The 23349-nt window shown below is 72.9% G+C and carries 24 protein-coding genes and 1 tRNA gene; 15 read left to right on the forward strand and 10 right to left on the reverse strand.

All coding sequences use genetic code 11. The features are described from left to right. The coding region (locus tag K7854_RS29500) for an ATP-dependent DNA helicase (RefSeq protein ID WP_226029611.1) at positions 1–1180 on the forward strand (1180 nt) is incomplete at its 5' end. A 578-nt stretch (positions 1181–1758) separates the two neighbouring features. Here the strand turns inward: K7854_RS29500 and K7854_RS29505 are convergent. After that, positions 1759–2520: a hypothetical protein gene (locus tag K7854_RS29505; RefSeq protein ID WP_226029612.1), complete on the reverse strand. Its 762-nt coding sequence runs from the start codon at positions 2518–2520 to the stop codon at positions 1759–1761. A 47-nt stretch (positions 2521–2567) separates the two neighbouring features. On the opposite strand from K7854_RS29505, the gene K7854_RS29510 reads away from it, so the two are divergent. Further along, positions 2568–2756, forward strand: a complete 189-nt coding sequence (locus K7854_RS29510) for a DUF5703 family protein (protein ID WP_007388288.1) — start codon at positions 2568–2570, stop codon at positions 2754–2756. 64 nt (positions 2757–2820) lie between these two features. Here the strand turns inward: K7854_RS29510 and chpC are convergent, their stop codons facing one another. From chpC to K7854_RS29525, 3 genes are all read right to left on the reverse strand, one after another. Then, complete coding sequence (chpC, locus tag K7854_RS29515; protein WP_226029613.1) at positions 2821–3582, reverse strand: LAXTG-anchored chaplin ChpC; 762 nt, start codon at positions 3580–3582, stop codon at positions 2821–2823. A gap of 178 nt (positions 3583–3760) precedes the next feature. Beyond that, the gene (gene chpH / locus K7854_RS29520) at positions 3761–3994 is read right to left on the reverse strand and encodes a chaplin ChpH (protein ID WP_003977150.1); all 234 of its coding nucleotides are present in this window, start codon (positions 3992–3994) and stop codon (positions 3761–3763) included. A 131-nt stretch (positions 3995–4125) separates the two neighbouring features. After that, complete coding sequence (locus K7854_RS29525; RefSeq protein WP_226029614.1) at positions 4126–5451, reverse strand: M20/M25/M40 family metallo-hydrolase; 1326 nt, start codon at positions 5449–5451, stop codon at positions 4126–4128. A gap of 147 nt (positions 5452–5598) precedes the next feature. On the opposite strand from K7854_RS29525, the gene K7854_RS29530 reads away from it, so the two are divergent. Together K7854_RS29530 and K7854_RS29535 are read left to right on the forward strand one after the other, a co-directional pair. Continuing rightward, positions 5599–5686, forward strand: a tRNA-Leu gene (locus K7854_RS29530). Positions 5687–5758: 72 nt separating this feature from the next. Beyond that, positions 5759–6133, forward strand: a complete 375-nt coding sequence (locus tag K7854_RS29535) for a YchJ family protein (RefSeq protein WP_226029615.1) — start codon at positions 5759–5761, stop codon at positions 6131–6133. Between the two features lie 36 nt (positions 6134–6169). Here the strand turns inward: K7854_RS29535 and K7854_RS29540 are convergent, their stop codons facing one another. Next, positions 6170–6871 carry a FadR/GntR family transcriptional regulator gene (locus K7854_RS29540; RefSeq protein WP_109033633.1) on the reverse strand — a complete coding sequence of 234 codons (702 nt, stop codon included), beginning with the start codon at positions 6869–6871 and terminating at the stop codon, positions 6170–6172. A 137-nt stretch (positions 6872–7008) separates the two neighbouring features. On the opposite strand from K7854_RS29540, the gene K7854_RS29545 reads away from it, so the two are divergent. The 4 genes from K7854_RS29545 to K7854_RS29560 all read left to right on the forward strand — a co-directional run bounded on the left by K7854_RS29545 (position 7009) and on the right by K7854_RS29560 (position 10891). Continuing rightward, positions 7009–7536, forward strand: a complete 528-nt coding sequence (locus K7854_RS29545; protein WP_226029616.1) for a gluconokinase — start codon at positions 7009–7011, stop codon at positions 7534–7536. Positions 7537–7627: 91 nt separating this feature from the next. Next, positions 7628–9025 carry a GntP family permease gene (locus tag K7854_RS29550; RefSeq protein ID WP_226029617.1) on the forward strand — a complete coding sequence of 466 codons (1398 nt, stop codon included), beginning with the start codon at positions 7628–7630 and terminating at the stop codon, positions 9023–9025. A 46-nt stretch (positions 9026–9071) separates the two neighbouring features. Continuing rightward, on the forward strand, positions 9072–9833 hold the full coding sequence (locus tag K7854_RS29555; RefSeq protein WP_226029618.1) for an SDR family oxidoreductase: 762 nt from the start codon (positions 9072–9074) through the stop codon (positions 9831–9833). Between the two features lie 17 nt (positions 9834–9850). Beyond that, positions 9851–10891, forward strand: a complete 1041-nt coding sequence (locus K7854_RS29560; protein WP_226029658.1) for an L-idonate 5-dehydrogenase — start codon at positions 9851–9853, stop codon at positions 10889–10891. A gap of 67 nt (positions 10892–10958) precedes the next feature. Here the strand turns inward: K7854_RS29560 and K7854_RS29565 are convergent, their stop codons facing one another. Together K7854_RS29565 and K7854_RS29570 are read right to left on the reverse strand one after the other, a co-directional pair. Further along, the gene (locus tag K7854_RS29565) at positions 10959–12497 is read right to left on the reverse strand and encodes an APC family permease (RefSeq protein ID WP_226029619.1); all 1539 of its coding nucleotides are present in this window, start codon (positions 12495–12497) and stop codon (positions 10959–10961) included. 51 nt (positions 12498–12548) lie between these two features. Continuing rightward, complete coding sequence (locus tag K7854_RS29570; protein ID WP_226029620.1) at positions 12549–13499, reverse strand: tetratricopeptide repeat protein; 951 nt, start codon at positions 13497–13499, stop codon at positions 12549–12551. A 293-nt stretch (positions 13500–13792) separates the two neighbouring features. Here K7854_RS29570 and K7854_RS29575 point away from each other — a divergent pair, with 293 nt between their 5' ends. The 6 genes from K7854_RS29575 to K7854_RS29600 all read left to right on the forward strand — a co-directional run bounded on the left by K7854_RS29575 (position 13793) and on the right by K7854_RS29600 (position 18757). Beyond that, positions 13793–14686, forward strand: a complete 894-nt coding sequence (locus tag K7854_RS29575) for a DMT family transporter (RefSeq protein WP_226029621.1) — start codon at positions 13793–13795, stop codon at positions 14684–14686. Positions 14687–14711: 25 nt separating this feature from the next. Further along, positions 14712–15227, forward strand: a complete 516-nt coding sequence (locus K7854_RS29580; protein WP_226029622.1) for an NUDIX hydrolase — start codon at positions 14712–14714, stop codon at positions 15225–15227. A gap of 467 nt (positions 15228–15694) precedes the next feature. Then, positions 15695–16087, forward strand: a complete 393-nt coding sequence (locus K7854_RS29585; protein ID WP_226029623.1) for a YidH family protein — start codon at positions 15695–15697, stop codon at positions 16085–16087. Between the two features lie 2 nt (positions 16088–16089). Further along, a complete protein-coding gene (locus K7854_RS29590) occupies positions 16090–16419 on the forward strand; it encodes a DUF202 domain-containing protein (RefSeq protein ID WP_226029624.1) in 330 nt (109 codons plus the stop codon). Positions 16420–16511: 92 nt separating this feature from the next. Continuing rightward, positions 16512–17537: a phosphotransferase family protein gene (locus K7854_RS29595; RefSeq protein ID WP_226029625.1), complete on the forward strand. Its 1026-nt coding sequence runs from the start codon at positions 16512–16514 to the stop codon at positions 17535–17537. 5 nt (positions 17538–17542) lie between these two features. Beyond that, positions 17543–18757: an acyl-CoA dehydrogenase gene (locus K7854_RS29600; protein ID WP_226029626.1), complete on the forward strand. Its 1215-nt coding sequence runs from the start codon at positions 17543–17545 to the stop codon at positions 18755–18757. 66 nt (positions 18758–18823) lie between these two features. Here the strand turns inward: K7854_RS29600 and K7854_RS29605 are convergent, their stop codons facing one another. From K7854_RS29605 to K7854_RS29615, 3 genes are read right to left on the reverse strand one after another with little or no spacing between them, the layout of a single operon-like run. Then, positions 18824–19417, reverse strand: a complete 594-nt coding sequence (locus K7854_RS29605; protein ID WP_087810197.1) for a TetR/AcrR family transcriptional regulator — start codon at positions 19415–19417, stop codon at positions 18824–18826. Between the two features lie 33 nt (positions 19418–19450). Then, positions 19451–21121, reverse strand: coding sequence for a class I adenylate-forming enzyme family protein (locus K7854_RS29610; protein ID WP_226029627.1), 1671 nt, complete (start codon positions 21119–21121; stop codon positions 19451–19453). Beyond that, entirely contained in the window at positions 21118–21888 is a 771-nt protein-coding gene (locus K7854_RS29615; RefSeq protein ID WP_226029628.1) for an SDR family oxidoreductase, read from the reverse strand. Before K7854_RS29615 ends, K7854_RS29610 begins: the two co-directional genes overlap by 4 nt. A gap of 183 nt (positions 21889–22071) precedes the next feature. Between K7854_RS29615 and K7854_RS29620 the strand changes: the two genes are divergently transcribed. Next, positions 22072–23334 carry an exo-beta-N-acetylmuramidase NamZ family protein gene (locus K7854_RS29620; protein ID WP_226029629.1) on the forward strand — a complete coding sequence of 421 codons (1263 nt, stop codon included), beginning with the start codon at positions 22072–22074 and terminating at the stop codon, positions 23332–23334. Positions 23335–23349 lie beyond the last annotated feature (15 nt).

Raw genomic sequence — 23349 nt, forward strand, 5'->3', positions numbered from 1 at the left:
CCAGGGCTCGGCGGCCGAGCTGATCCGTGCCGTCGCGGGCCACGGGCTGGTCCTGCACACCGGTGGCGAGGCGTCCCTGGCCGAGCCCGCCGCCCTGCTGCACGCGGCGCACGCCCTGGGCCTGCGGGCCTGGGCCGCCGCGCCCGGCCCGCTGGGCCGCGACCGCTTCGCCGCCCTGCTGGGCACCGCGTCGGCCGAGCAGCCCTCCCCGGGGCCGGAGGCCCCCGCCGCGGTCACCGTGACCGGGCTGCTGACCGGCGCCGAGGGTCCCGGGCGGGACGCCGACGGCGCCCTGGACCTCGATCTGCTCGTCGTGCTCGACGCGCCCCAGCTCGACGTCGAGGCGGGGGCCCTGCTCGCCGAGTCACTGCCGGACGGGGCCCGGCTGGTGCTGGCCGGGGACCCGGCGGTGCTCTGGTCGGTGGGCCCCGGGCGGGTCTTCGCGGACCTGCTGGCGGCACGGGTCTGCCCGCAGATCGCCTCGCGGTGCCCGGACCCCGGTCCGCTCGGCGAGCTGGTCTCCGGCATCGGCATCGGTGAGCTGGGGCAGGTGGAGGCACCCGGCAAGGAGGTCGTGATCGTGCCGGTGCGGGACGCGGGCGAGGCCGTGCACCGCACCGTCCAGCTCGTGGCCGACTCGGTGCCGCGCGCGATCGGCGTCCCGGCCGAGGAGACGCAGGTGATCACACCGGGGCACGGCGGTGCCGCGGGCACGCGCGTGCTCAACGCCGCGCTCAAGGAACGCCTCAACCCCGGCCCCGGCCGCTTCGGCGGCTTCGACCCCGGCGACCGGGTGGTGCACACGCCCGCGCCGGGCCGGGTGCTGCCCGGCCGGGTGGTCACGGCCGACGCCGACGGTCTGCACCTGTCGTGCGCGGGCGAGACCGTGGTCGTGCCCAGGGACCGCGTTGAGGGCTCCGTGCGGCACGGCTGGGCGCTCACCGCCCACCAGGCGCTGGGCGGCCGCTGGCCCGCGGTGGTCGTGGTGCTGCCCGGCGACGCCGTGCAGGCCCTCAGCCGCCCCTGGATCTACACGGCCTTCGGCCGGGCCGCCCGGCACCTGTCCGTGGTGCACGGTGTCGAGCAGGCACTCCCCCGCGCCGTGGCCGACATCCCGGCCAAGCCCCGCACGACCCGCCTGCCGGCGCTGCTGACCCCCCAGGTCCCGGTCACCGACTGACCGGGACCGCCAGACCCCGACCGCAGTCACCCCGCACGACCGGCCGGAGCGACCGCAGAGGCCACCGCCCCGGCGCACCCCACGGGGACCCGAGACCACCGCTCCTGCGCACCCCACGGGGGCCCGCAGGGGCGGTGGCCCGGCGCACGCCACGGGGGCCGCGGCACCCGGGCACCGTCACAGGGGTCGCAGGGCCCCTCGCCGTCCCAGGGCCGCAAGGACCCCCGGCATCTCGAAGGCCGCAGCATCCCGCGCCGCCCCGGGGACGCAACGACCCCGCCGTCTCAGGGGCCCAGCGCCCCGCGGCGCCTCAAAGGCCGCAGCATCCCGCACCGCTCCCGGGACGCAACGACCCCTGCCGTCTCAGGGCCCCAGCGACCCCCGGCACCTCAAAGGCCGCAGCATCCCGCACCGCTCCCGGGACACAACGACCCCCGCCGTCTCAGCGGCCCAGCAGCCCGCGCAGTCGAAGGTGCCCGCAGCGCCGGCACACGCCACGCGGTGGGCCACACAGCGCCCCGCGCCGTCGTGGGGCCCCGGCCCCCGGGGGAACGGCCGGGGCACGCCCGCCCGACCCGTCAGCGGTCCGCCTCCAGCCGCGCGGGTTCACCGTCCTCGTCGAGGTCCGTGTCCAGGTCCTCGTCCAGCTCCGCGAGGTCGGCGTCGCCGTTCTCGGCGTCGCCGTTCGCGGCGTCGCCGTCGTCGATGTCCTCGTCGTCGCCGTCGATGTCGTCGTCGAACTCCTCGTCGAAGACCGCGCTGACGTCGAACCGGCAGACCACCCGCTGCGGGTCGACCTGTTCGAAGGGGGCCTCCAGCCACTCGCCGGGCTCGGCGCTCTCGTCGGCCGCCGTCACCCAGAGCGTGGAGTCGCCCTCCTCCAGGCCGAACTCCTTGTGCCGGGAGGCGATCTCGTCCGGCTCGAACTCGCCGAAGAGGAGGCCGAGGGCGCCGTGCACCGTGCCCGAGGCCTCCGTGCCCGGCGCCTCCTCGTCCGCCGCCTCCACCCGCCGGGCCTGGGCCATCAGCCGCTGCGGCTCCGCCACGGCGTAGTCGCGGCGGATCAGGACGCTCAGCGCGCTGGGTTCCTCGGGGCCCGTGTACGGCGGCAGCGTGTCCTCGCCGGGGATCTCGAAGGGTGTGACCTCGTCGTACCGGTCGTAGAGCAGTTCGTCGTACGCCTCCGCGGCCGCGGCCAGCTCGTTGAACGCGTCGTAGACGGCCGGGTCTTCCTCTCCCGACCGGCGTTCGACCGCGGACAGGTGGCGGTCGAGCGCGGTCTTGACCGCCTCGGCGGCGGCGCGTACCTCGGCAGCGGTGGGCTGCGCAGCATCAGACATAGTGCAGACGCTATCCGTACCGGGCCCCAGCCCGCACAATAGATTCGATGCCGGAATACGAATTTGTCGATGTGTACCTACCGCGCGGGGTCACCCGCAAGGAGGCGACACGTCAGCTGACGGACCATGCCGAGTACGGACACTGGGAGTTGTACCGCCTGACCCTGCTGCGCGACGGCAGCCGCAAGGTGCGGTTGCGGCGGCGGATCATCCGCCAGGTGCGCGCCACCTGGTGACGGAGGTGGAAACGGAGCGGGCCCCGCCGGTGCGGAGCCCGCTGCATGTGCCGCCGCGCCCGTCTCAGGCCGAGGCGCGCGCCTTGCGGTAGAGCACCGTGCCCGCGAGCAGCGCGCCGGCGCCGACCGGCAGGGCCAGTCCCAGCGGCAGGTCGCTGCCGGTCTCGGCGAGCGCCACGTCGCCGCGGGGCTGGTCGACGGTCTGGGTGCCGGGCCGGCTGCGGTCCGTGGAGTCGTCCGGCGTCTCGTCGTCCGGAGCGGACGGCTTGTCCGGTGTGTCGGGGTTGCCGGGATTGCCGGGGTTGTTCGGCTCGCCGGGAGGCGTCTCGTGGTCGCCGGGAGGCGTCGAGTGGCCCCCGTCACCCCCGTTGCCGCAGTCGTTTCCGGTGGTGGGGTTGAGGGCACCGACGACGTCGATGCTGTTGCCGCACACGTTCACCGGCACCTCGATCGGCACCTCGACGTGGTTGCCGGAGGCGACCCCCGGCGAGTCCGTGGCGTGGCCGCCCGCGTGGGAGCCGCCGTGCGAGCCGCCCTCGCTCCCGGAGCCGCCGTGTCCGCCGTGTCCCCCGGAGGCACCGCCGCCCTTGTTGGCGCACGCGTTGCCCATCGCCGGGTTGAGGATGCCGACCACGTCCACCGTGTTGCCGCAGACGTTCACCGGCACGTGCACCGGGGCCTGCACCGTGTTGCCGGACGCCACGCCGGGCGAACCCGAACTGGAGCCGTGCGCGCCCGAGTCCGCGTGGGCGGCACCGCCCGCGGCGGCGAGCACGCCGGTGGCCGCCGCCATCGTCATCAGGCCCTTGCGGGTGACCTGTCGCATTTCCTGAATCCCTGCCTTGTCCTGGTCCCGTGGTACCGAGATTGCCGAGAGTGCCGGAATTCCGGCCTTGCCGTCGTCCTCCCGCCTCGAATGTCCCCCGAAAGGCCGTCGGCCCCGGAGCGCATGGCGTGCACTCCGGGGCCGGCGGAATCAGACCCTCACGGGGCGGGGCACAACGTCACTTGTTGATGCAGACGTTGCCGAAGGCGGGGTTCAGCAGACCGATCACGGAGATCGTGTTGCCGCAGACGTTCACCGGCACGTGCACGGGGACCTGAACGACGTTGCCGGAAAGGACGCCGGGCGAGTGCACGGCGGCACCCTGGGCACCGGAGTCGGCGACGGCCATGCCCGCGCCCGCGAGAACCAGACCACCGGTGGCTGCCGCTGCGGCGACGACCTTCTTGAGCATTGTTCCTCCTAGTTGGCAAACGCGATCCCAAAATTGCCGATCGCATCACCTGTAACGAGGAGGGAGTAATGAGGCTACGAGCTTATGAGCGCATTCACTCGTCCCGGTCGCCTCCCGTACGCACGGGCGAATCAGGACGCGTCGATGAAGCGGTCGAGCACCCGCACGCCGAACCGGAGTCCCTCCACCGGCACCCGCTCGTCGACACCGTGGAACATGCCCGCGAAGTCCAGCTCGGGCGGCAGCTTGAGCGGCGCGAAGCCGAAGCCCCGGATGCCGAGTTCGTCGAAGGACTTGGCGTCCGTGCCGCCGGAGAGCATGTAGGGGATCGCCTTCGCGGCCGGGTCCTCGGCCACCAGGGCGGACTGCATCGCGTCGACCAGCGCCCCGTCGAAGGTGGTCTCGACGGCCTTGTTGGCGTGCACGTCCTCGCGCCGCACGAGCGGTCCGAGGATCCGGTCGACGTCGGCGAGGAACTCCTCCTCGTACCCGGGCAGGAAACGCCCGTCGACGTGCGCGGTGGCCTCGCCGGGGATGACGTTGACCTTGTAACCCGCGCCCAGCTGGGTGGGGTTGGCGGTGTTGCTCAGGGTCGCGCCGATGAGCTTGGCGATGCCGCCGAGCTTGGCGAGGGTGCCCTCCATGTCCTCCGGGTCCAGCTCGGTGCCGAGCGCGTCGCCCAGTTCGTCGAGGAAGGCCCGGGTCGTCTTGGTGACGCGGACCGGGAACTTGTGCCGGCCCAGGCGCGCGACGGCCTCGGACAGCTCGGTGATGGCGTTGTCGCGGTGGATCATCGACCCGTGCCCCGCGGTGCCGGCCACCGTCAGCTTCATCCAGTGGATGCCCTTCTCGGCCGTCTGGATCAGGTACAGGCGGCGCTGCTCGTTCACGGTGAAGGAGAAGCCGCCCACCTCGCTGATCGCCTCGGTGACGCCCTCGAAGAGGTCGGGGTGGTGGTCCACGAGGTGCCGGGCGCCGTACGTGCCGCCCGCCTCCTCGTCGGCGAGGAACGCCAGCACGATGTCCCGCGGGGGCTTGCGCCCGCTGCGCAGCCGGTCACGGACGACCGCGAGGGTCATCGCGTCCATGTCCTTCATGTCGACGGCACCGCGCCCCCACACGCAGCCGTCGGCGACCTCCCCGGAGAAGGGGTGGTGGGTCCAGTCGTCCGCGTTGGCCGGGACCACGTCGGTGTGGCCGTGGATGAGCAGCGCCGGCCGGGACGGGTCCTCGCCCTCGATCCGGGCCACCGTGGAGGCGCGTCCGGGGTGGGACTCGAAGATCTTCGGTTCGAGTCCCACCTCGGCGAGCTTCTCGGCGACGTACTCGGCGGCCTTGCGCTCGCCCGGCCCCGAGTGGTCGCCGTAGTTGCTGGTGTCGATTTGGATCAGCTCGCGGCAGAGGTCGACGACCTCGTCCTCGCCGGTGACGCTCCTGGCCGTGCCCGAGTCGCTCACGTGGTTCCTCCCGCTGTCACTGCTGGTGGGTCCCCCTCATCCTCCCCCTCACCCCGTCCGGGCCCAAGGAGGGGTGATCGGCCACCCCGGAAAGCCTGGTAATGTTTACGTCGTCGCCGCGGGAGAAACCCACGCGACAGACACCTAGTCCGGGTGGCGGAATGGCAGACGCGCTAGCTTGAGGTGCTAGTGCCCTTTATCGGGCGTGGGGGTTCAAGTCCCCCCTCGGACACCAGCTGAGACCCCTGCCGAGCAGGGGTTTTCTGCTTTTCCGGGACAGTGTCCTCGACCACCTACAGTGGTCGCCATGACCACCCCTCCCTGCCCCTGCGGGCGGCCCGAGCCGTACGAGCGGTGCTGCGGCCGTTTCCATGCCGGGACTGCCGCCGCCCCGACCGCCGAGGCCCTGATGCGTTCGCGCTACAGCGCCTTCGTGAAGGGGGACGCGGGCTATCTGCTGCGCACCTGGCACCCGCGGACACGGCCGGCGCGGCTCGATCTCGACCCGGGCATGCGGTGGACCGGCCTGGAGATCCTGGACACGGCCGACGGCTCCGCCTTCCACGCCACCGGGACCGTGACGTTCCGGGCGTCCTACCGGGGTGGCTCGCTGCACGAGCGGAGCCGGTTCGAGCGGGTGGACGGGGCGTGGGTGTACGTGGACGGGGAGTTCCTCGCGTAGCACCCCGGCACGCAGGACGCCCGGCGGGTCCGTGGGCTACGGCGCCAGGATGTCCAGCTCCTGGAGCGCGCCCTCCGTGATCTCCCGGGTGAGCCGCTCCGCGCGCTCGGCGTCGCGGGCCCGGACCGCCTCGGCGACCTGGACGTGCAGGGTGACGGCGGCCGGGTCGGGGTCCTCGAACATCACGTCGTGGTGGGTGCGGCCGGCCAGGACCTCGGCGACGACGCCGCCTAGGCGGGCGAACATCTCGTTGCCGGAGGCGGTGAGGATGACGCGGTGGAAGGCCACGTCGTGGAAGAGGTACTCCTCCAGGCGGTGACCGCGTGAGTTGGCGACCATGCCGAGCGCGCACTCGGTCAGCTCGGCGCACTGCTCCGCCGTGGCGTGCCGGGCGGCCAGGCCCGCCGCGACCGGTTCGACGGCCGACCTCAGCACGGTCAGGGAGCGCAGTTGCCGGGGGCGTTCGGAGCCGGCCAGGCGCCAGCGGATGACCTGGGGGTCGTAGACGTTCCACTCGCACTCGGGCAGGACGGTGACGCCGACGCGGCGGCGCGACTCGACGAGGTGCATGGACTCCAGCACCCGGACCGCCTCCCGCATCACCGAGCGCGACACCTCGAAACGCTGGGCCAGCTCGTCCGTGCGCAGCACGCTGCCCGCGGGGTATTCGCCCGCTGTGATCGCGGGGCCGAGGGTGTCCAGTACGCGGCCGTGCAGCCCCCGGCCCGGTGTGCTCATGCACTCAGCGTACGGGGCACGTCACCGGAATAAAAAGTCAGACTTATATGTCACAGACTCTTGAAGTCGTCGTACCTAATGAGTTTCAGTTACGTCGACATCAGGTGTCGACGAAGACAGCAGACAGCGAGAGTGCGATGCAGCAACTGCACACCCCCCACGTGGTCGTGGTCATGGGCGTCGCGGGCACCGGGAAGACCACCATCGGTCCCCTGCTCGCGGCCCGGCTCGGCGTTCCCTACGCCGAGGGCGACGACTTCCACCCCCCGGCCAACATCGCCAAGATGACGGCCGGCACCCCGCTCACCGACGAGGACCGCTGGCCCTGGCTGGACGCCATCGGCGGCTGGGCGCACGGGCGTGCCGGGCTCGGTGGGGTGGTGAGCAGTTCGGCGCTGAAGCGGTCGTACCGCGACCGGCTGCGGGCCGCCGCTCCCGGTGTCGTCTTCGTGCATCTCACGGGCAGCCGTGAGCTGATCGAGGACCGGATGTCGCACCGGCAGGGCCACTTCATGCCGACGGCACTGCTCGACTCCCAGTTCGCCACGCTCCAGCCCCTGGAGCCGGACGAGGCGGGAGTCGCCGTGGACGTCGCCGGCACGCCCGAGGAGATCACCGAACGGGCGGTCGACGCCCTGCGGGGACTTCCCGAGCCGGTCCAGTAACCCCCCACACCCCCTCCCCCCGGGGTCGTGCCGCCCTCCGCGCGTACGGCCCCGGACTCCCCCCAGTCCCCATCACCGCAAGGGAACCACCGTGACCAGACTCAGCGTCGAGATGCTGGCAGCGGACCCCGTCGAGCCGATCACCTCGGCGGGCCACGCCCAGCTGGGCATCGCCGTGCTCCTGGGCATCGCCGTCATCGTCCTGCTCATCACCAAGTTCAAGCTGCATGCCTTCCTGTCGCTGACCATCGGGTCACTGGCGCTCGGCGCGTTCGCCGGTGCGCCGCTGGACAAGGTCATCACCAGCTTCACCGCCGGGCTCGGCTCCACCGTCGCGGGTGTCGGCGTTCTGATCGCCCTCGGCGCGATCCTCGGCAAGATGCTCGCCGACTCCGGCGGCGCCGACCAGATCGTGGACACCATCCTCGCCAAGGCCACGCCCCGTTCGATGCCGTGGACGATGGTGCTGATCGCCTCGGTCATCGGACTGCCGCTGTTCTTCGAGGTCGGCATCGTGCTGCTGATCCCGGTCGTCCTCATGGTCGCCAAGCGCGGCAACTACTCGCTGATGCGGATCGGCATCCCGGCCCTGGCCGGTCTGTCCGTGATGCACGGTCTGGTCCCGCCGCACCCCGGCCCGCTGGTCGCCATCGACGCGGTGGACGCCAACCTCGGCGTGACCCTGGCGCTGGGCGTGCTGATCGCGATCCCGACGGTGATCATCGCGGGCCCCGTGTTCTCGAAGTACGCGGCCCGCTGGGTGGACGTCCCGGCCCCGGACCGCATGATCCCGCAGCGCGCCTCCGAGACGCTGGACAAGCGCCCCGGCTTCGGCGCCACGCTGGCCACGATCCTGCTGCCGGTCGTGCTGATGCTGCTGAAGGCGCTCGTCGACATCATCGTCGACGACCCGGAGAACGTGCTGCAGCGCACCTTCGACGTCATCGGCAACCCGCTGATCGCCCTGCTGGTCGCCGTGATCGTCGGCATCTTCACGCTGCTGCGGCCCGCCGGCTTCGGCAAGGACCGCCTCTCCGGCCTGGTCGAGAAGGGGCTCGCCCCCATCGCGGGCATCCTCCTGATCGTCGGCGCGGGCGGCGGCTTCAAGCAGACGCTGATCGACTCCGGCGTGGGCCAGATGATCCTGGAGATCTCCAAGGACTGGTCGATCCCGGCGCTGCTGCTGGCCTGGCTGATCGCGGTGGCGATCCGGCTGGCGACCGGTTCGGCGACGGTGGCGACCGTCTCGGCGGCCGGTCTGGTCGCGCCGCTCGCGGCCGACATGTCGACCACGCACGCCGCCCTGCTGGTGCTGGCCATCGGCGCCGGCTCGCTCTTCTTCAGCCATGTCAACGACGCCGGCTTCTGGCTGGTGAAGGAGTACTTCGGGCTGAACGTCGGCCAGACCATCAAGACCTGGTCCGTGATGGAGACGATCATCTCGGTGGTCGCCGGTGCCCTGGTCCTGCTGTTGTCCCTGGTCATATAGCCGCGCCAGGCACCAGGCACCAGCGAGCAGGAACGGGAGTACGACGATGACGGCCCATCCCCTCTTCGACATCGCCGGGCGCACCGCCCTGGTGACCGGCTCCAGCCGGGGCATCGGGCTGGCCCTGGCCCGGGGCCTCGCGGAGGCCGGCTGCCGGGTGGTCCTCAACGGACGCGACGGCGACCGCCTCGCGAAGGCCGCCGCCGGACTGCCCGGCGAGGTCCACACGGCGGTGTTCGACGTGACCGACGGTCCGTCCGTCACCGCCGGGATCGCGGCGGTCGAGGAGCGGGTGGGCCCGCTCGACATCCTGGTCAACAACGCCGGGATGCAGCTGCGGGCGCCCCTGCTGGAGTTCGCGGACGCGGACTGGCACCGCGTCCTGGACACCAATCTCACCAGCGCCTTCCTGGTGGGCCGGGAGGCCGCACGCCGGATGACGGAGCGCGGCCACGGCAGGATCGTGAACATCTGCTCGCTGCAGAGCGAGGTGGTCCGCCCGGGCATCGCGCCCTACGCGGCCACCAAGGGCGCGCTGAAGATGCTCACCAAGGGCATGTGCGCCGACTGGGGCCCGCTCGGCGTCCAGGTCAACGGCCTCGGCCCCGGCTACATCGAGACCGAGCTGACCCGCCCGCTGGTCGAGGACGAGGAGTTCAGCGCCTGGGTGCGCGGACGGACTCCGGCGGGCCGCTGGGGCCGTACCGAGGACCTGGTGGGCGGGCTGCTGTTCCTCGCCTCGCCCGCCGCGGACTTCGTCGGCGGCCAGATCCTGTACGTCGACGGCGGAATGACGAGCGTCCTGTGAGCGCCGCGGTGGCAGTCGTGCCGGGCTGTGTGATCCACGCCGCGGGCGACCTGCGGGTCGAGGACGTACCCGTCCCGCGCCCCGGTCCGGGCGAGGCGCTCGTCGCCGTCCGCTACGGCGGCGTCTGCGGCTCCGACCTGCACTACTGGCGGCACGGCGGCGTCGGCGACTTCCGTCTCAGGGAGCCCATGCTGCTCGGGCACGAGGTGGTCGGCACGGTCGTGGCGTACGGCTCCCCGGACACACCGGGTCCGGCGGCCGGTACGTCCGTCGCCGTGCACCCGGCGACCCCGTGCGGGGTGTGTCCGGAGTGCGCGGACGGGCGGCGCAACGTCTGCCGGGACACCCGGTACCTGGGCAGCGCGGCCCGTTTCCCGCACGTCCAGGGCGGCTTCGCGGCGCGGATCGTCGTCCCCGCCGGACAGCTGCGCGCCCTCCCCGCCGGGCTCGGTATGCGCCGCGCCGCCCTCGCCGAGCCGCTGTCCGTCGCGCTGCACGCCGTACGCCGGGCCGGGGACCTGTCCGGCCGGCACGTGCTGGTGACCGGGGCCGGGCCCATCGGCTGCCTGGTGGTCGCGGCGGCGAAGGCGGCGGGCGCCGCACACGTGACGGTGACGGACCTGCTCCCCGCAGCCCTGGAGTACGCGCGGGCCGCCGGCGCCGACACGCTCGTGCGGGCCGACGATCCGCAGGACGCGAACTGGCCGGCGGAGGTGGACACCGCCGTCGAGGCCTCCGGGGTGGCCGCGGGCCTCGACACCTGTCTGCGGCTGGTGCGGCGCGGCGGCGTGGTCGTCCAGCTCGGCATGCTGCCCCCGGGGCCGAGCCCCTTCGCGGGGAACCTGCTGGTGAGCCGGGAGATCGAGCTGCGCGGGGCGTTCCGCTTCGACGGCGAGTTCGACGGGGCACTGCGCCTGCTGGCGGCCGAGCCCGCGTTCGACGCGCTGGTCAGCGCGGCGGTGCCGGTGCGGGACGCGGCGTCGGCGTTCGAACTGGCCGCGGACCGGAGCCGGTCCTGCAAGGTGCTGCTGGACTTCGGGGCGGCTCCGGCCGCCTGAGGCGCGTTCCAGGGGTCGCAGCCCGGCGCGTCTGGGCTGCGACCCCGTCGCCGTTCCCGGCCCGGTGTCAGGAGGACGCGGCCTTGTCCAGCTGGAACGCCTCGTTGCCCTGGCCGATGCGGGCGTGCCGCTCGGGGGCGCGGGAGCGCAGGACCAGTCCCTGCACCACGCCGGCCACCGCGGCGAGGCCGATGATGCCGGGCAGCACCCAGCTGAGGGCGGAGTCGGGTCCCGCGCCGACGAGGACGTCGAAGTCCTTGACCGTGTAGCCGGCGATCACCAGCAGGGCCAGGCCCGCGACGGTGGAGGTGACCAGGCGCACGCCCTGGGCCCCGGCGGCGCCGCGCCGGACGAAGAAGGCCACGACGGAGAACGAGGCGGCGGCCATCAGCAGGATCACGCCGAGGGCACCGATGTTGCCGCCCCAGGTGAATAGGTGCAGTACGGGCTGGGTCGGGTCGCCGTTCGGCTTGTCGTCGGCGATCGCGAAGCCGATGACGACGACCGCGGACACGGCGGTCTGGAGCAGCGAGCCGGTGCCGGGCGCGCCGCTGGTGCCGCTGGTGCGCCCGAAGGCGGCGGGCAGCAGCCCCTCGCGCCCCATGGCGAAGGCGTACCGGGCGACGACGTTGTGGAAGCTCAGCAGCGCGGCGAACATGCCGGTGACGAACAGGACGTGCAGTACGTCGGTGAAGGTGTCGCCGAGCCGTGACTCGGTCAGGAAGAAGAGCAGTCCGGCGCTCTGTTCCTGCGCGGTGCCGACGATCCGGTCGGGGCCGGTGGCCACGGTCAGGGCCCAGCTGCTGAGCGCGAAGAAGACGGCGACCCCCGCGACCGCCAGGAACATGACACGCGGAACGAGCACGTGCGGCCGGCTGGTCTCCTCGGCGTACACCGGCGCCTGCTCGAAGCCGAGGAAGGCGGCGATGCAGAAGCAGAGCGCGGTACCGACCCCGGCGCCGCTCAGGGTGTCCGGGTTGAAGGCGTGCAGCGACAGCCCCTGCGCCCCCGGGTCGGAGACGGCGGCGATGTCGAACACCACCACCAGCACCACCTCGATGAGCAGCAGGACGCCCAGCACGCGCGCGTTGACGTCGATCTTCAGCCAGCCCAGCGTGCCGACCGCGAGCACGGCGAGGAGCGCCGGGATCCACCAGGCCACGTCGAGGTCGGCGTAGGTGGACAGCAGCCCGGAGACCTCGAAGCCGAAGATGCCGTAGATGCCGACCTGGAGGGCGTTGTAGGCGACCAGCGCGACCAGGGCGGCGCCCGCGCCGGCGGTGCCGCCGAGTCCGCGGGAGATGTAGGCGTAGAAGGCGCCGGCGTTGTGGACGTGCCGGCTCATCTCGGCGTACCCGAGGCTGAACAGGATCAGCACCACGCCCAGCACCACGAAGAGCAATGGCTGTCCGACGATGCCCATGACCGCGAAGGTGGTGGGCATGACGCCGGCGACCACCATCAGCGGTGCGGTGGCGGCGAGCACGGACAGGAGCAGCCCGCCCGTGCCCAGCCGGTCGGCCCGCAGCGCGCGCTCCTCGCCCTTGAAGGTGCTGATGGCGCCACTGCTCGCGGATCTGCTCGTGCTCGAACTGCCCGTGGTCATCGCAGGACGTCCTTCTCTCGTGTGGGTGGTGTGCGTCGGGTCTTTCGGCGGTCAGCCGGTGCCGAGCGCGCCCGCGCGGGCGGTGCGGAAGGCGGCGAACGGGTCGCGGTCCGGGTACGACCAGGGGGCCGGCGTGGCGTGCTCGCCGATGCGGTGGAACAGGGCGGCGGCCTCGGCGCCGCGACCCTCGCAGGTCTTGGCGTGGGCGAGGAAGTTGAGGTCGATCAGCCGGCGCGGGTGGCCGTCCTGCTCCCACTCCAGCCACCAGTCGAAGGCCGCCTTCATCACCAGCCGGGCGCGCCGGCCGACCCAGTGGCCGGAGGCGGCCGGGTCGGAGGACTCGTGTCCGGCGGCGGCCAGCACGCGGTAGCGCTCGGCGTGCGCGACGACCGGGAGGATGGCCAGCGGGGAGTCGGCGGGCGCCTGCTCGGCGGCCCAGTTGGCGAAGTCGTACACCTCGTGCAGCGGGTCGGGGCCGCCGTCACCGCCGCGCTCGGCGAGCCGGGCCACCATCAGGTGATGGGCGTGGTGGTGGTCGGCGTACCGTCCGCGCACCTCGTCGAAGGCGCGGACGACGTCCTCGTCCGCGCCCAGGGAGCGCTCCAGCACGAGGAGCCCGAGCCAGGGCGTGGGATCGTCCGGCACCAGGGCGGCGGCGTCCCGGCAGGCCTCGCGGACCCGGGCGGGCTTCTCCTTGCCGCGCAGGGCCCGGTGGACCAGGGCGTGGGCGAGCAGCACGGAGGCGTCGGCGGAGTCGGGTTCGGCGAGCAGCCACTCACGGGCCCAGGGAGCGCAGTGGGACTCCTGGGCCAGTACGGCCACCCGGTGCCCGCGGCGGTCCCAGTCGTCACCCGTGTGGACCAGCAGCGAGCGGACGGAGTGCCAGCGCCCCTGGGCCAACGCGGCACGCGCGGCGACGAGTTCGACGTCGTCGAGGGCCTCGTCGAAGGCCTGGGCCGCGCGTCTGCGGCCGCGGCCGAGCGGAGGCGGGGGTGGGGACACCGCGGGAAACTTCCTCACGCGACGCGGAAGGTCGTCGTAGCCGGATTGCCATGAACTGATCACGCACAGCAAACCGGCAGCCAAGGCTTGACGTCAAGAGGAATCAAACCGTTACACGCGTCAACTCACGTGACGCCAGGGGAAGTTGTCGTCACCTCGGACCGCTGTCGCCGCCTCGGACACGGGGGGCCGGCGCGGCCCCGAATGCGCCACTCGCCCGGCAGCCGAAGCCCGCCCGCACTAGAGTCGTCCCCGACGCCCCCGTGACCCGACTGACGATCGAGGTACGCAGCGTGTCGGTTCTCGTTCTGGTTCTCGCCGTGTGCGCCGCGTGCTGTCTGGGTTTCGGTTTCGTCCTCCAGCAGAACGCGGCCCAGCGCGCCCCGCTGGGCGACTTCCTCTCGCCCCGCCTCCTGCTCGACCTCGTGCGGGTGCCGCGCTGGCTGGCCGGCATGGGGTTGATGGTGGCCGGCCTGGTGCTGGGCGCGCTCGCGCTGGGCGGCGGCGAACTGACCCTCGTCGAGCCCCTCCTGGCGACCAACCTCCTGTTCGCCCTCGCCCTCTCCCGCATCCAGACCCGGCAGCCGCTGGGCCGCCAGGGCTGGGCCGGCCTCGCGCTGCTCGCGGGCGGGGTGACCGCGTTCATCCTGGCGGGTGAGCCACGCGGGGGCAGCGCGGTGACCGATCCGCTGCGGCACTGGCTGATCGTCGGCGTGATGCTGGGCCTGGCCCTCCTGCTCACGCTGTGCGCCGCCCGGCTGCGGCTGACCTGGGGCCCGACGCTGCTGGCCGTGGCCGCGGGTCTGCTGTACGGGGTGCAGGACGCGTTGACCCGGGTGAGCGGCCGGCGCTTCTCGGCGGGCGGCTTCGCGGAGCTGCTGACGGGCTGGCAGCCGTACGCCGTGGTGGTGCTCGGCGTCACGGGCCTGGTCCTGGTCCAGAGCGCCTTCGAGACGGCGCCCCTGCGCAGGTCGCTGCCCGCGCTGACCGCGGCCCAGCCGCTCGCGGGCATCGCCTGCGGGGTCGGCTTCCTCGGCGACCGGCTGCACACCGACGCCGGGGCGCTCGCGTGGCAGGCGGGCGGCCTCGCGGCGGTCGTGGCGGGCATCGTCCTGCTGGGCCTGCACCCGGCGATGCCGCAGGGCACGGGCGAGAGCGGCCGCGAACGGGCGCTGGAGCGGAGCTGAGGCGGCGGCTGCTTGGATGGGGCGCATGAGTTCTGCTGACGAGATCCTCGACGTCGTCGACGAGAACGACCGTGTCGTCGGCCGGGCCCGGCGGGGCGACGCGTACGCCCGGGGACTGCGGCACCGGTGCGTGTTCGTGTGGGCCCGGGACCCCGAGGGGCGGGTCTTCGTCCACCGCCGCACGGCGACGAAGCTGGTGTTTCCCGCGTTGTACGACATGTTCGTCGGCGGGGTGGTGGGCGCGGGCGAGTCCTACGACGACGCGGCGCTGCGGGAGGCGGAGGAGGAGCTGGGGGTGAGCGGGCTGCCGCGGCCGGAGTTCCTGTTCAAGTTCCTCTACGACGACGGGGCGGGGCGGGCCTGGTGGTCGGCGGTGTACGAGGTGCGGGTGGCGGGGGCGGTGTCTCCTCAGGTGGAGGAGGTGGCCTGGTACGGGTTCCTGCCGGAGGCCGAGCTGGAGGGGCGGCTCGGGGAGTGGGAGTTCGTGCCGGACGGGGCTGCGGCGTATGCGCGGCTGCGGGCCTGGCGGGGCGTGCGCTGAACGGGCGTTGCCTCGGCACCCGGCGTTGGTGTGGGCGCGGGGGTGGGTCGCGCGGCCCGGCGCTACCGGGGTGCCGCTGCGCCCACCCGTGCCGCCCAAGCGGCACGACTGCCCGCAGCGGCGGCGGCCGACGACTGCCCGCAGCGGCGGCGGCTGGCGACTGCCCGCAGCTACGCGGGGGCGACGCGGCGGGAAAGCCGCGTACGGCGGGAAGGGGACGTGTCGGGGGGTGTTCGCCCGCAGCGGTTGGCGCGTCAACGCCGGGAACCTCTAGGCCAACCGATTCCGCGCCGTTCCGAGGACGAACACCCCCCGGCGCGGCCCCGACCCACAAACCACGCACCGCGCACCGCGAACCCCCACCGAACCCGCACAGGCGCCGCAGGCATAGCGCACCCCCCACCGAACCGCACAAGCGCCGCAGGCACCCGCAGGCATCCGCGGCGGCGGCCGGATAGGGTCCCCGGGTGATCGGTTTCGTGCGGAGTGTTCGGTTGTGGTTCGTGCCCGGGGAGGTGCGGCGCGAGGGGACCACCCCCGACTACCGGTTCTCGCTGGCCAATGAACGGACGTTCCTCGCCTGGCTGCGTACCGCCCTCGCGCTGATCGGCGGCGGGTTCGCGGTGGACCAGTTCCTGCCCGACCTGAGCCGGGGCTGGCGGGTAGGGCTCGCGCTCGCGCTGCTCGCCGCCGGTGTGCTGTGCGCGCTGCGGGCCGTGAACCACTGGGCGCGCTGCGAACGCGCCATGCGCCGCGGCGAGGACCTCCCCGTCTCGCGCTTCCCGGCGCTGCTCAGCCTGGTCGTCGCCGTGGTCGCCGTCGTGATGGTCGTCGTGGTCCTCGTCGGCTGGGAGGGCTGAGCGTGACCGGCGCCGACGCGGCACCCGCGGACCGCGACCCCGGGCTCCAGCCCGAGCGCACCCGGCTCGCCTGGCGCCGCACCACCCTGTCCGGCACCGTCGTCGCCGTACTCGCCGGGAAGACCGCGCTGCACGACGGTGCGACGACCGTCTCGGTGCTCGCCGCCGCCCTGTGCTGCGCGCTGTGGCTGGCCTTCCTCCGGATCGCCCACGGCCGTATCACCACCCTCGCCGCGGCGCACCGGCCCCGCGACCTCACCCCGCGGCACGCCGCCGCCGCGGCCCTGTGCACGCTGGCCCTCGCCGTCTGCGGGGCGTTCCTGGTCCGCTGAGGCGCCGATCACGTTCCGCCTCCCTACTGGACGGCATACCGACCGGTCGGCATCATGTGTCGGGTACTGTTCACCCGTCCCAGGGAGAGACGATGAGCCCCGACCACCCGCCCGGACTCGATCTCGACCGGTTGCGCGTCCTGCTCGACCGCGAGCGGCCCGGTCTGGTGACCGGCCCGCTGTCCGGCCGGCTGATCGAGGGCGGACGGTCGAACCTCACCTACGCCGTCTCGGACGGCACCGCCCGCTGGGTCGTCCGACGGCCGCCGCTCGGCCACGTCCTGGCCACCGCGCACGACATGCGGCGCGAGCACCGCGTCATCAGTGCCCTGCACCCGACCGACGTACCCGTGCCGCGCCCGGTGCTGCTGTGCGAGGACGAGGAGGTGCTGGGAGCGCCCTTCTACGTGATGAAGTTCGTCGACGGCACCCCGTACCGCACCGCCGAACAGCTCGCCCCCCTCGGGCCCGAGCGCACCCGCGCCGCCGTGCTGAACCTGGTCGACACGCTGGTCGGGCTGCACGCGGTGGACCCCGCCGGGGTGGGTCTCGGAGACTTCGGCCGCCCCGAGGGTTTCCTGGACCGCCAGCTGCGCCGCTGGGCCAAGCAGCTCGACGCCTCGCGCAACCGCGACCTGGCCGGCATCGACGAACTGCACGCCACCCTCGGCCGGGAACTGCCCCGCTCGCCCTCCCCCACCGTCGTGCACGGCGACTACCGCCTCGACAACGTCCTGATCGGCGGGGAGGACGACGAGATCCGGGCGATCCTCGACTGGGAGATGTCCACGCTCGGCGACCCGCTCACCGACCTCGGCCTGCTGGTGATGTACAGCAGCCCGCTCGGCCTGCCCGACTCCCCCGTCTCCACCACCGCCCAGGCCCCCGGCCACCCGGCCCCGGCCGAGCTGATCGAGCGGTACGCCGCCCGCTCGGGACGCGACGTGTCCGCCGTCGCCTGGTACACGGCGTTCGCCTGGTTCAAGCTCGCCGTGATCCTGGAGGGCATCCACTACCGCTACACCCTGGGCCAGACGGTCGGCCGCGGCTTCGACCGCATCGGCGACCTCGTCCCCGTCTTCATCGAGCACGGCCTGACCACCCTTCAGGAGGGCTGACCGCCATGGACTTCGCGTACGACGCACGCACCGAGGAACTCCGCGCCAAGCTGCTCGCCTTCATGGACGAGTACGTCTACCCGGCCGAGCAGGTGGCCCACGAGCAGCGCGCCCGGCTCGCCTCCCCGTGGGACACGCCGCAGGTCGTGGAGGACCTGAAGGCGGAGGCCCGCCGCCAGGGCCTGTGGAACCTGTTCCTGCCCGACGCCGCACACGGCGCCGGCCTCACCAACCTCCAGTACGCCCCGCTCGCCGAGATCACCGGCCGCAGCCCGCAGCTGGCGCCGACGGCGACGAACTGCGCTGCGCCGGACACCGGGAACATGGAGGTGCTGGCCCAGTTCGCCGACGAGGCGCAGCAGAAGCAGTGGCTGGAGCCGCTGCTCGCCGGCGAGATCCGCTCGGCGTTCGCGATGACGGAGCCGGACGTCGCCTCCTCGGACGCCACGAACATCACCACGCACATCGAGCGCGACGGCGACGAGTACGTCATCACCGGCCGCAAGTGGTACATCTCCGGGGCGATGAACCCGGACTGCAAGATCTTCATCGTGATGGGCAAGACCGACCCCGACGGCGAGGACATCCGCCGCCAGCAGTCCATGGTGCTGGTCCCGCGCGACACGCCCGGTGTGACCGTCAACCGCGCGATGCAGGTCTTCGGTTACGAGGACCACTACCACGGCGGCCACGCCGAGGTGACCTTCGACCACGCGCGCGTGCCGGTGACGAACCTGATCGGCGAGGAGGGCGGCGGCTTCGCGATCGCCCAGGCCCGCCTCGGTCCGGGCCGCATCCACCACTGCATGCGGCTGATCGGCATGGCCGAGCGCGCGATCGAGCTGATGTGCCGCCGCGCGGTGTCCCGCAACGCCTTCGGCAAGGCGCTGGCCCAGCAGGGCGTGGTGCACAACTGGATCGCGGACGCCCGGGTCACCGTCGAGCAGCTGCGGCTCCTCGTGCTGAAGACCGCCTGGCTGATGGACACCGTGGGCAACAAGGGCGCCCACACCGAGATCCAGGCCATCAAGATCGCCACGCCCCGCGCGGTGGTCGACATCATCGACCGGGCGATCCAGCTGCACGGCGCGGGCGGCGTGAGCCAGGACTTCCCGCTGGCCGAGCTGTACGCGGGCGCGCGGACGCTGATGATCGCCGACGGCCCGGACGAGGTCCACCAGCGCTCGCTGGCCCGGCGGGAGATCAAGAAGTACCTCTAGATCACAGCAGTACCCCCGAACGAAGGCGCGCCCCCGGGAACCTCCGGGGCGCGCCTCACGGCGATGTCACGGCCGCAACGCCCGCAGCAGCAGGTCGGCGAGGTGGTCGGCGACCTCCTGCGGGCTGAGCGGTCCGTTGGGCCGGTACCAGGTGGACAGGTGGTGGATGGACCCGAAGTGGTAGTCCACCACCAGGTCGGCCGGGGTCTCCTTGGTGAAGACGCCGGTCCGCTGACCCTCCTCGATGAGCGCGCGGAAGCGCTCGTGGTAGCGCCGGCGCTCGGCGCGCACCTGCTTGTTCTTCTCCGGGCTGAGCTGGTGCATGGAGCGGAAGAAGATCGACGCGTCGTCGAGGTTGTCGATGGTCGTGACGACCACGTCGGCCGCCGCGTCCCGCACCCGCTTCTCGACCGGTTCGTCGGCGTCCGCGAAGGCGTCCAGGCGTTCCTGCTGGAGGCGGAGCACGCGCGCGTACACCTCGTGCAGCAGGTCGTCCTTGGAGCCGAAGTAGTGGTAGAGCGCCCCCTTGGTGACGCCTGCCGCCTCGACGATCTCCTGAACCGAGGTGCGGTCGTAGCCCTGCTCGGCGAAGAGCCGGGTGGCGGCGGCCAGGAGCCGCTGCGGCACCGGAGTGCCGTCCCCGTCCGTGGTCCTGGGCACTGCCGTCACCTGCCTTTCCTTTTCACTGTCCGTTCACTGCTGCGTCCCGTGGTTACCGGAACGCAGTTCCCGACGGAGGATCTTCCCACTCGCCGTCTTCGGCAAGTCGGGCAGGATCTCCACCTGGCGCGGGTACTTGTAGGCGGCCAGTCTCTCCTCGCAGTACGCGACGAGTGCGTCCGGGTCCGTGGCGGCGCCCGGCCGGAGGCTGATGTACGCCTTGACGGTCTCGCCACGGTACCCGTCGGGCACGCCGACGACGGCGGCCTCGCGCACCGCGGGGTGGGTGTACAGCACGTCCTCGACCTCGCGCGGCCAGACCTTGAAGCCGGAGGCGTTGATCATGTCCTTCTTGCGGTCGACGACGTAGAGCCACCCCTGGGCGTCCATGAACCCGATGTCGCCGGTGCGCAGCTCGCCGCCGGGGAAGGTCTCGGCGGTGGCGTCCGGGCGGCGCCAGTAGCCGGGGACGACCTGCGGGCCGCTGACGACGATCTCGCCCTGCTCCCCGAAGGGCACCTCCGCGCCCTGGTCGTCGACGATCCGCACGACGGTCTCCGGGCCGGGCACGCCGACCGCCAGGGCCCCCGAGACGGGATCCACCGGGGCCTCCAGGTGCGGCGGCACGGAGGCGCAGGGCGCGGTGCACTCGGTGAGCCCGTAGCCGTTGCGGATGTACGGGCCGAAGCCCGCGCGGAACTTCTCCACCAGGGCGGGCGGCAGCGGGGCGCCGCCCGAGGAGATGTTCGCGAACGACGCGAAGTGTCCGGGGGTGACGGAGGGGTGGGCGGCGAGCGCCATGAAGGCCGTGGACGGGCCGACCGTGTAGTGCGGCCGGTGCTCGGCGAACGCGTCCAGGACGACCCCCGCCTCGAAGCGGTACGCCAGGACGAGCGTGCCCACACTGTTCAGGCAGGCGCCGAACTCGCAGACCATGCCGGTGATGTGGAACAGCGGGGCCAGCGCGAAGTAGACGGGCGCCTCGGGCAGCGGGAGCCCGGTGCGCTGCCGTTCGGCGTTGTACATGATGTTGCGGTGGGTGTTGGTGGCGCCCTTGGGTGTGCCGCTGGTGCCCGAGGTGTAGCTGATGAGCGCGGTGTCGCCCGGCTCCGGATCGCGGCCCGCGGGTGCCCGGTGTCCGGCGCGGGCCACCCGGGCGAGGTCGTCGGCGTCGGGGGCGTCCGGCAGCCGCTCGAACGTCAGCACGCGCGTGTCCTGGCGGGTCTGGAAGTCCAGCTCGCACCCCGTGAGCACGATCCGCACCGGCGAGTCGGCGGCCGTCTCGCGCAGGTACGACTCCCAGGCCCGGTCGGAGCAGACCAGCGCGGCCACCTCGCCGTCCCGCAGGACGTGGCCGACCTCCCGGGACTTGTACATCGGGTTGACCGGCACGACGACCGCGCCCGCCTTCCAGGCGCCCAGCACGGCGAGCACGAAGTGCGGGGAGTTCTGCAGCAGGACCGCGACCCGGTCGCCCCGCTCCAGGCCGCGCGCGGCGAGGTGCCCGGCGACGGAGTCGCTCAGCTCGTCCACCTCGCGGTAGGTGAGGCGGCCGTCGAAGTAGGCGAGGAAGACGCGGTCGGGGGCCTCGGCGGCCGCCCGGCGCAGGGCGTGCACGAGGGAGGGGTCGGGGTCGAGCGGGGCCTTCTGCGCGTCGGTCAGCAGGCCGAGCCACGGCTTGGCCGCGTACGGGGAGCCGGTCACCGGGCCGTGGCCTCCTCCCACTGCCGCTGGAGCCGGTTCATGCCGTGCAGCCAGCGGTCGGGTTCGGTGGCCCGGGCCTGGTAGTACTCCGCCACCTCGGGGTGCGGCAGGATCAGGAAGCGGTCCTCCTCGATGCCCTTGAACAGGGCGTCCGCGACGTCCTGCGGTTCGATCGCGGTGGGCTGGAGCACCAGGTCGCCCGCGCTGCCGGTGGCGGCCAGCATGTCGGTGCGCACGCCTTGCGGACAGATGGCGTGGACCTTGACCCCGCGGTGGCGGTACGTCAGGGACAGCCACTCGGCGAAGGCGTACGCGCCGTGCTTGGTGACGCTGTAGGGGGCGGCGCCGATCATGGTGAGCAGCCCGGCGGCCGAGACGGTGGAGACGAAACGGCCGCTGCCGCGCTCCAGCCAGTCGGGGAGCAGTTCGTGGGCCGCGCGGACATGGGCCATGACGTTGACGTCCCAGGCGAGCGCCCAGACGGCCTCCGCCGCGGACTCCGAACCTCCGCAGCCGACGCCCGCGTTGGCGCAGTACACGTCGACCCTGCCGCCCAGCGCGTCGCGGGCCTCGGTGACGATCGCGGAGGCGTCGCCGGGGACGGCGATGCCGCCGATCTCGTCGGCGACGGCCTTCGCCCGGCCGGCGTCCAGGTCGTTGACGACGACCCGGGCCCCCTCGGCGGCGAAGCGGCGGGCCAGCGCGGCCCCGATGCCGCCTCCCGCCCCGGTGACGACGACTCCGGCATCCTGCACGGCTTCCACCATCGGTCTCCTTCGACACGGCTCGGGCACGGCTCGGACACTGCTCGCTCCCCGTTGCAGCGCCAGACTAACCAGTCGGTATGTCGTACGGAAGAGGCGAACCGCGGTCTACTCCATTCCCCGGGCCCCGGGGTGCGGGTTAGCGTGCGTGCGCATGACACCCGCCGCGATCACGGAGGTCACCGCATGACGCTGTCCAGACGGAACCTGCTCGCCACGACGGCCGCGGTGGCGGCCGGCACCACGGCCGCCGCCGCGTCGGCGGGCCCGGCGCAGGCCGCTCCCGCGGGGCACGGCGGCCGCCGGCTGCGCACCGGCTTCGAGCGCCTCGCCGACGGCGGATACGCCCCGCTCAGCGGACAGAAGGTCGGCGTCGTCACCAACCCGACCGGCATCACCCGGGACGTGCGCCACATCGTCGACGTCATGCACGCCGACGACCGGGTGAACCTGACGGCCGTCTTCGGCCCCGAGCACGGCTTCCGCGGCACGGCGCAGGCGGGCGGCTCCGAGGGGCGCTACGACGACCCCGCGACCGGGCTGCCGGTCTACGACACCTACCTGAAGAGCGGGCAGCCGCTCGCGGACGTCTTCACCGCGTCCGGCGTGGACACCGTCGTCTTCGACATCCAGGACGTGGGCGCGCGCTTCTACACGTACATCTGGACGCTGTTCGACTGCATGGAGGCGGCCTCGCTCGCGGGGAAGCGGTTCGTGGTGCTGGACCGGCCCAACCCGGTGACCGGGCGGGCGGCCCTCGGTCCCGTCCTGCACAAGGAGTTCGCGACCTTCGTCGGCCGGCAGCCGATCGCGCAGGCGCACGGCATGACCGTCGCCGAGCTGGCGCTGCTCTTCAACGGCGAGTTCCTGGCGTCACCGGTGCCGCTGGAGACGGTGACGATGACGGGCTGGAAGCGCTCGGAGTTCTACGACGCCTACGGGCTGCCCTGGGTGCCGCCGAGCCCGAACATGCCGACGCCGGAGTGCGCGCTGGTGTACTCGGGGACCTGTCTGTTCGAGGGCACGAACCTCTCCGAGGGCCGCGGCACCACCCGTCCGTTCGAGCTGCTGGGCGCCGAGGGCGTCGACGGGGGCTGGGCCGCCGCGGCGAACGAGGTCGGTCTGCCGGGTGTGCGGTTCAGGGAGGCGTACTTCGCGCCGACCTTCTCCAAGTTCGCGGGCAAGACCGTCGGCGGTGTGCAGCTCCATGTGCACGACCGGGCCGCGTTCGACCCGGTGCGCACCGGCATCGCCCTCCTGGTGACCGCCAGGCGGACCTGGGAGGGCTTCGCCTGGCGGCCGGACAACTGGATCGACAAGCTCACCGGCTCCACGCAGGTGCGCACGATGATCGACGCGGGCGCGGACACCGACGAGGTGGTGGCCGGCTGGGAGGGGGAACTGGCGGCGTTCAGGAGGACACGCCGCCAGTACCTGCTCTACAAGTAGGCGCCGGGCAGGCCG

It is taken from the genome of Streptomyces hyderabadensis (assembly GCF_020404845.1).
GTDB classification, from domain to species: Bacteria; Actinomycetota; Actinomycetes; order Streptomycetales; family Streptomycetaceae; genus Streptomyces; species Streptomyces hyderabadensis.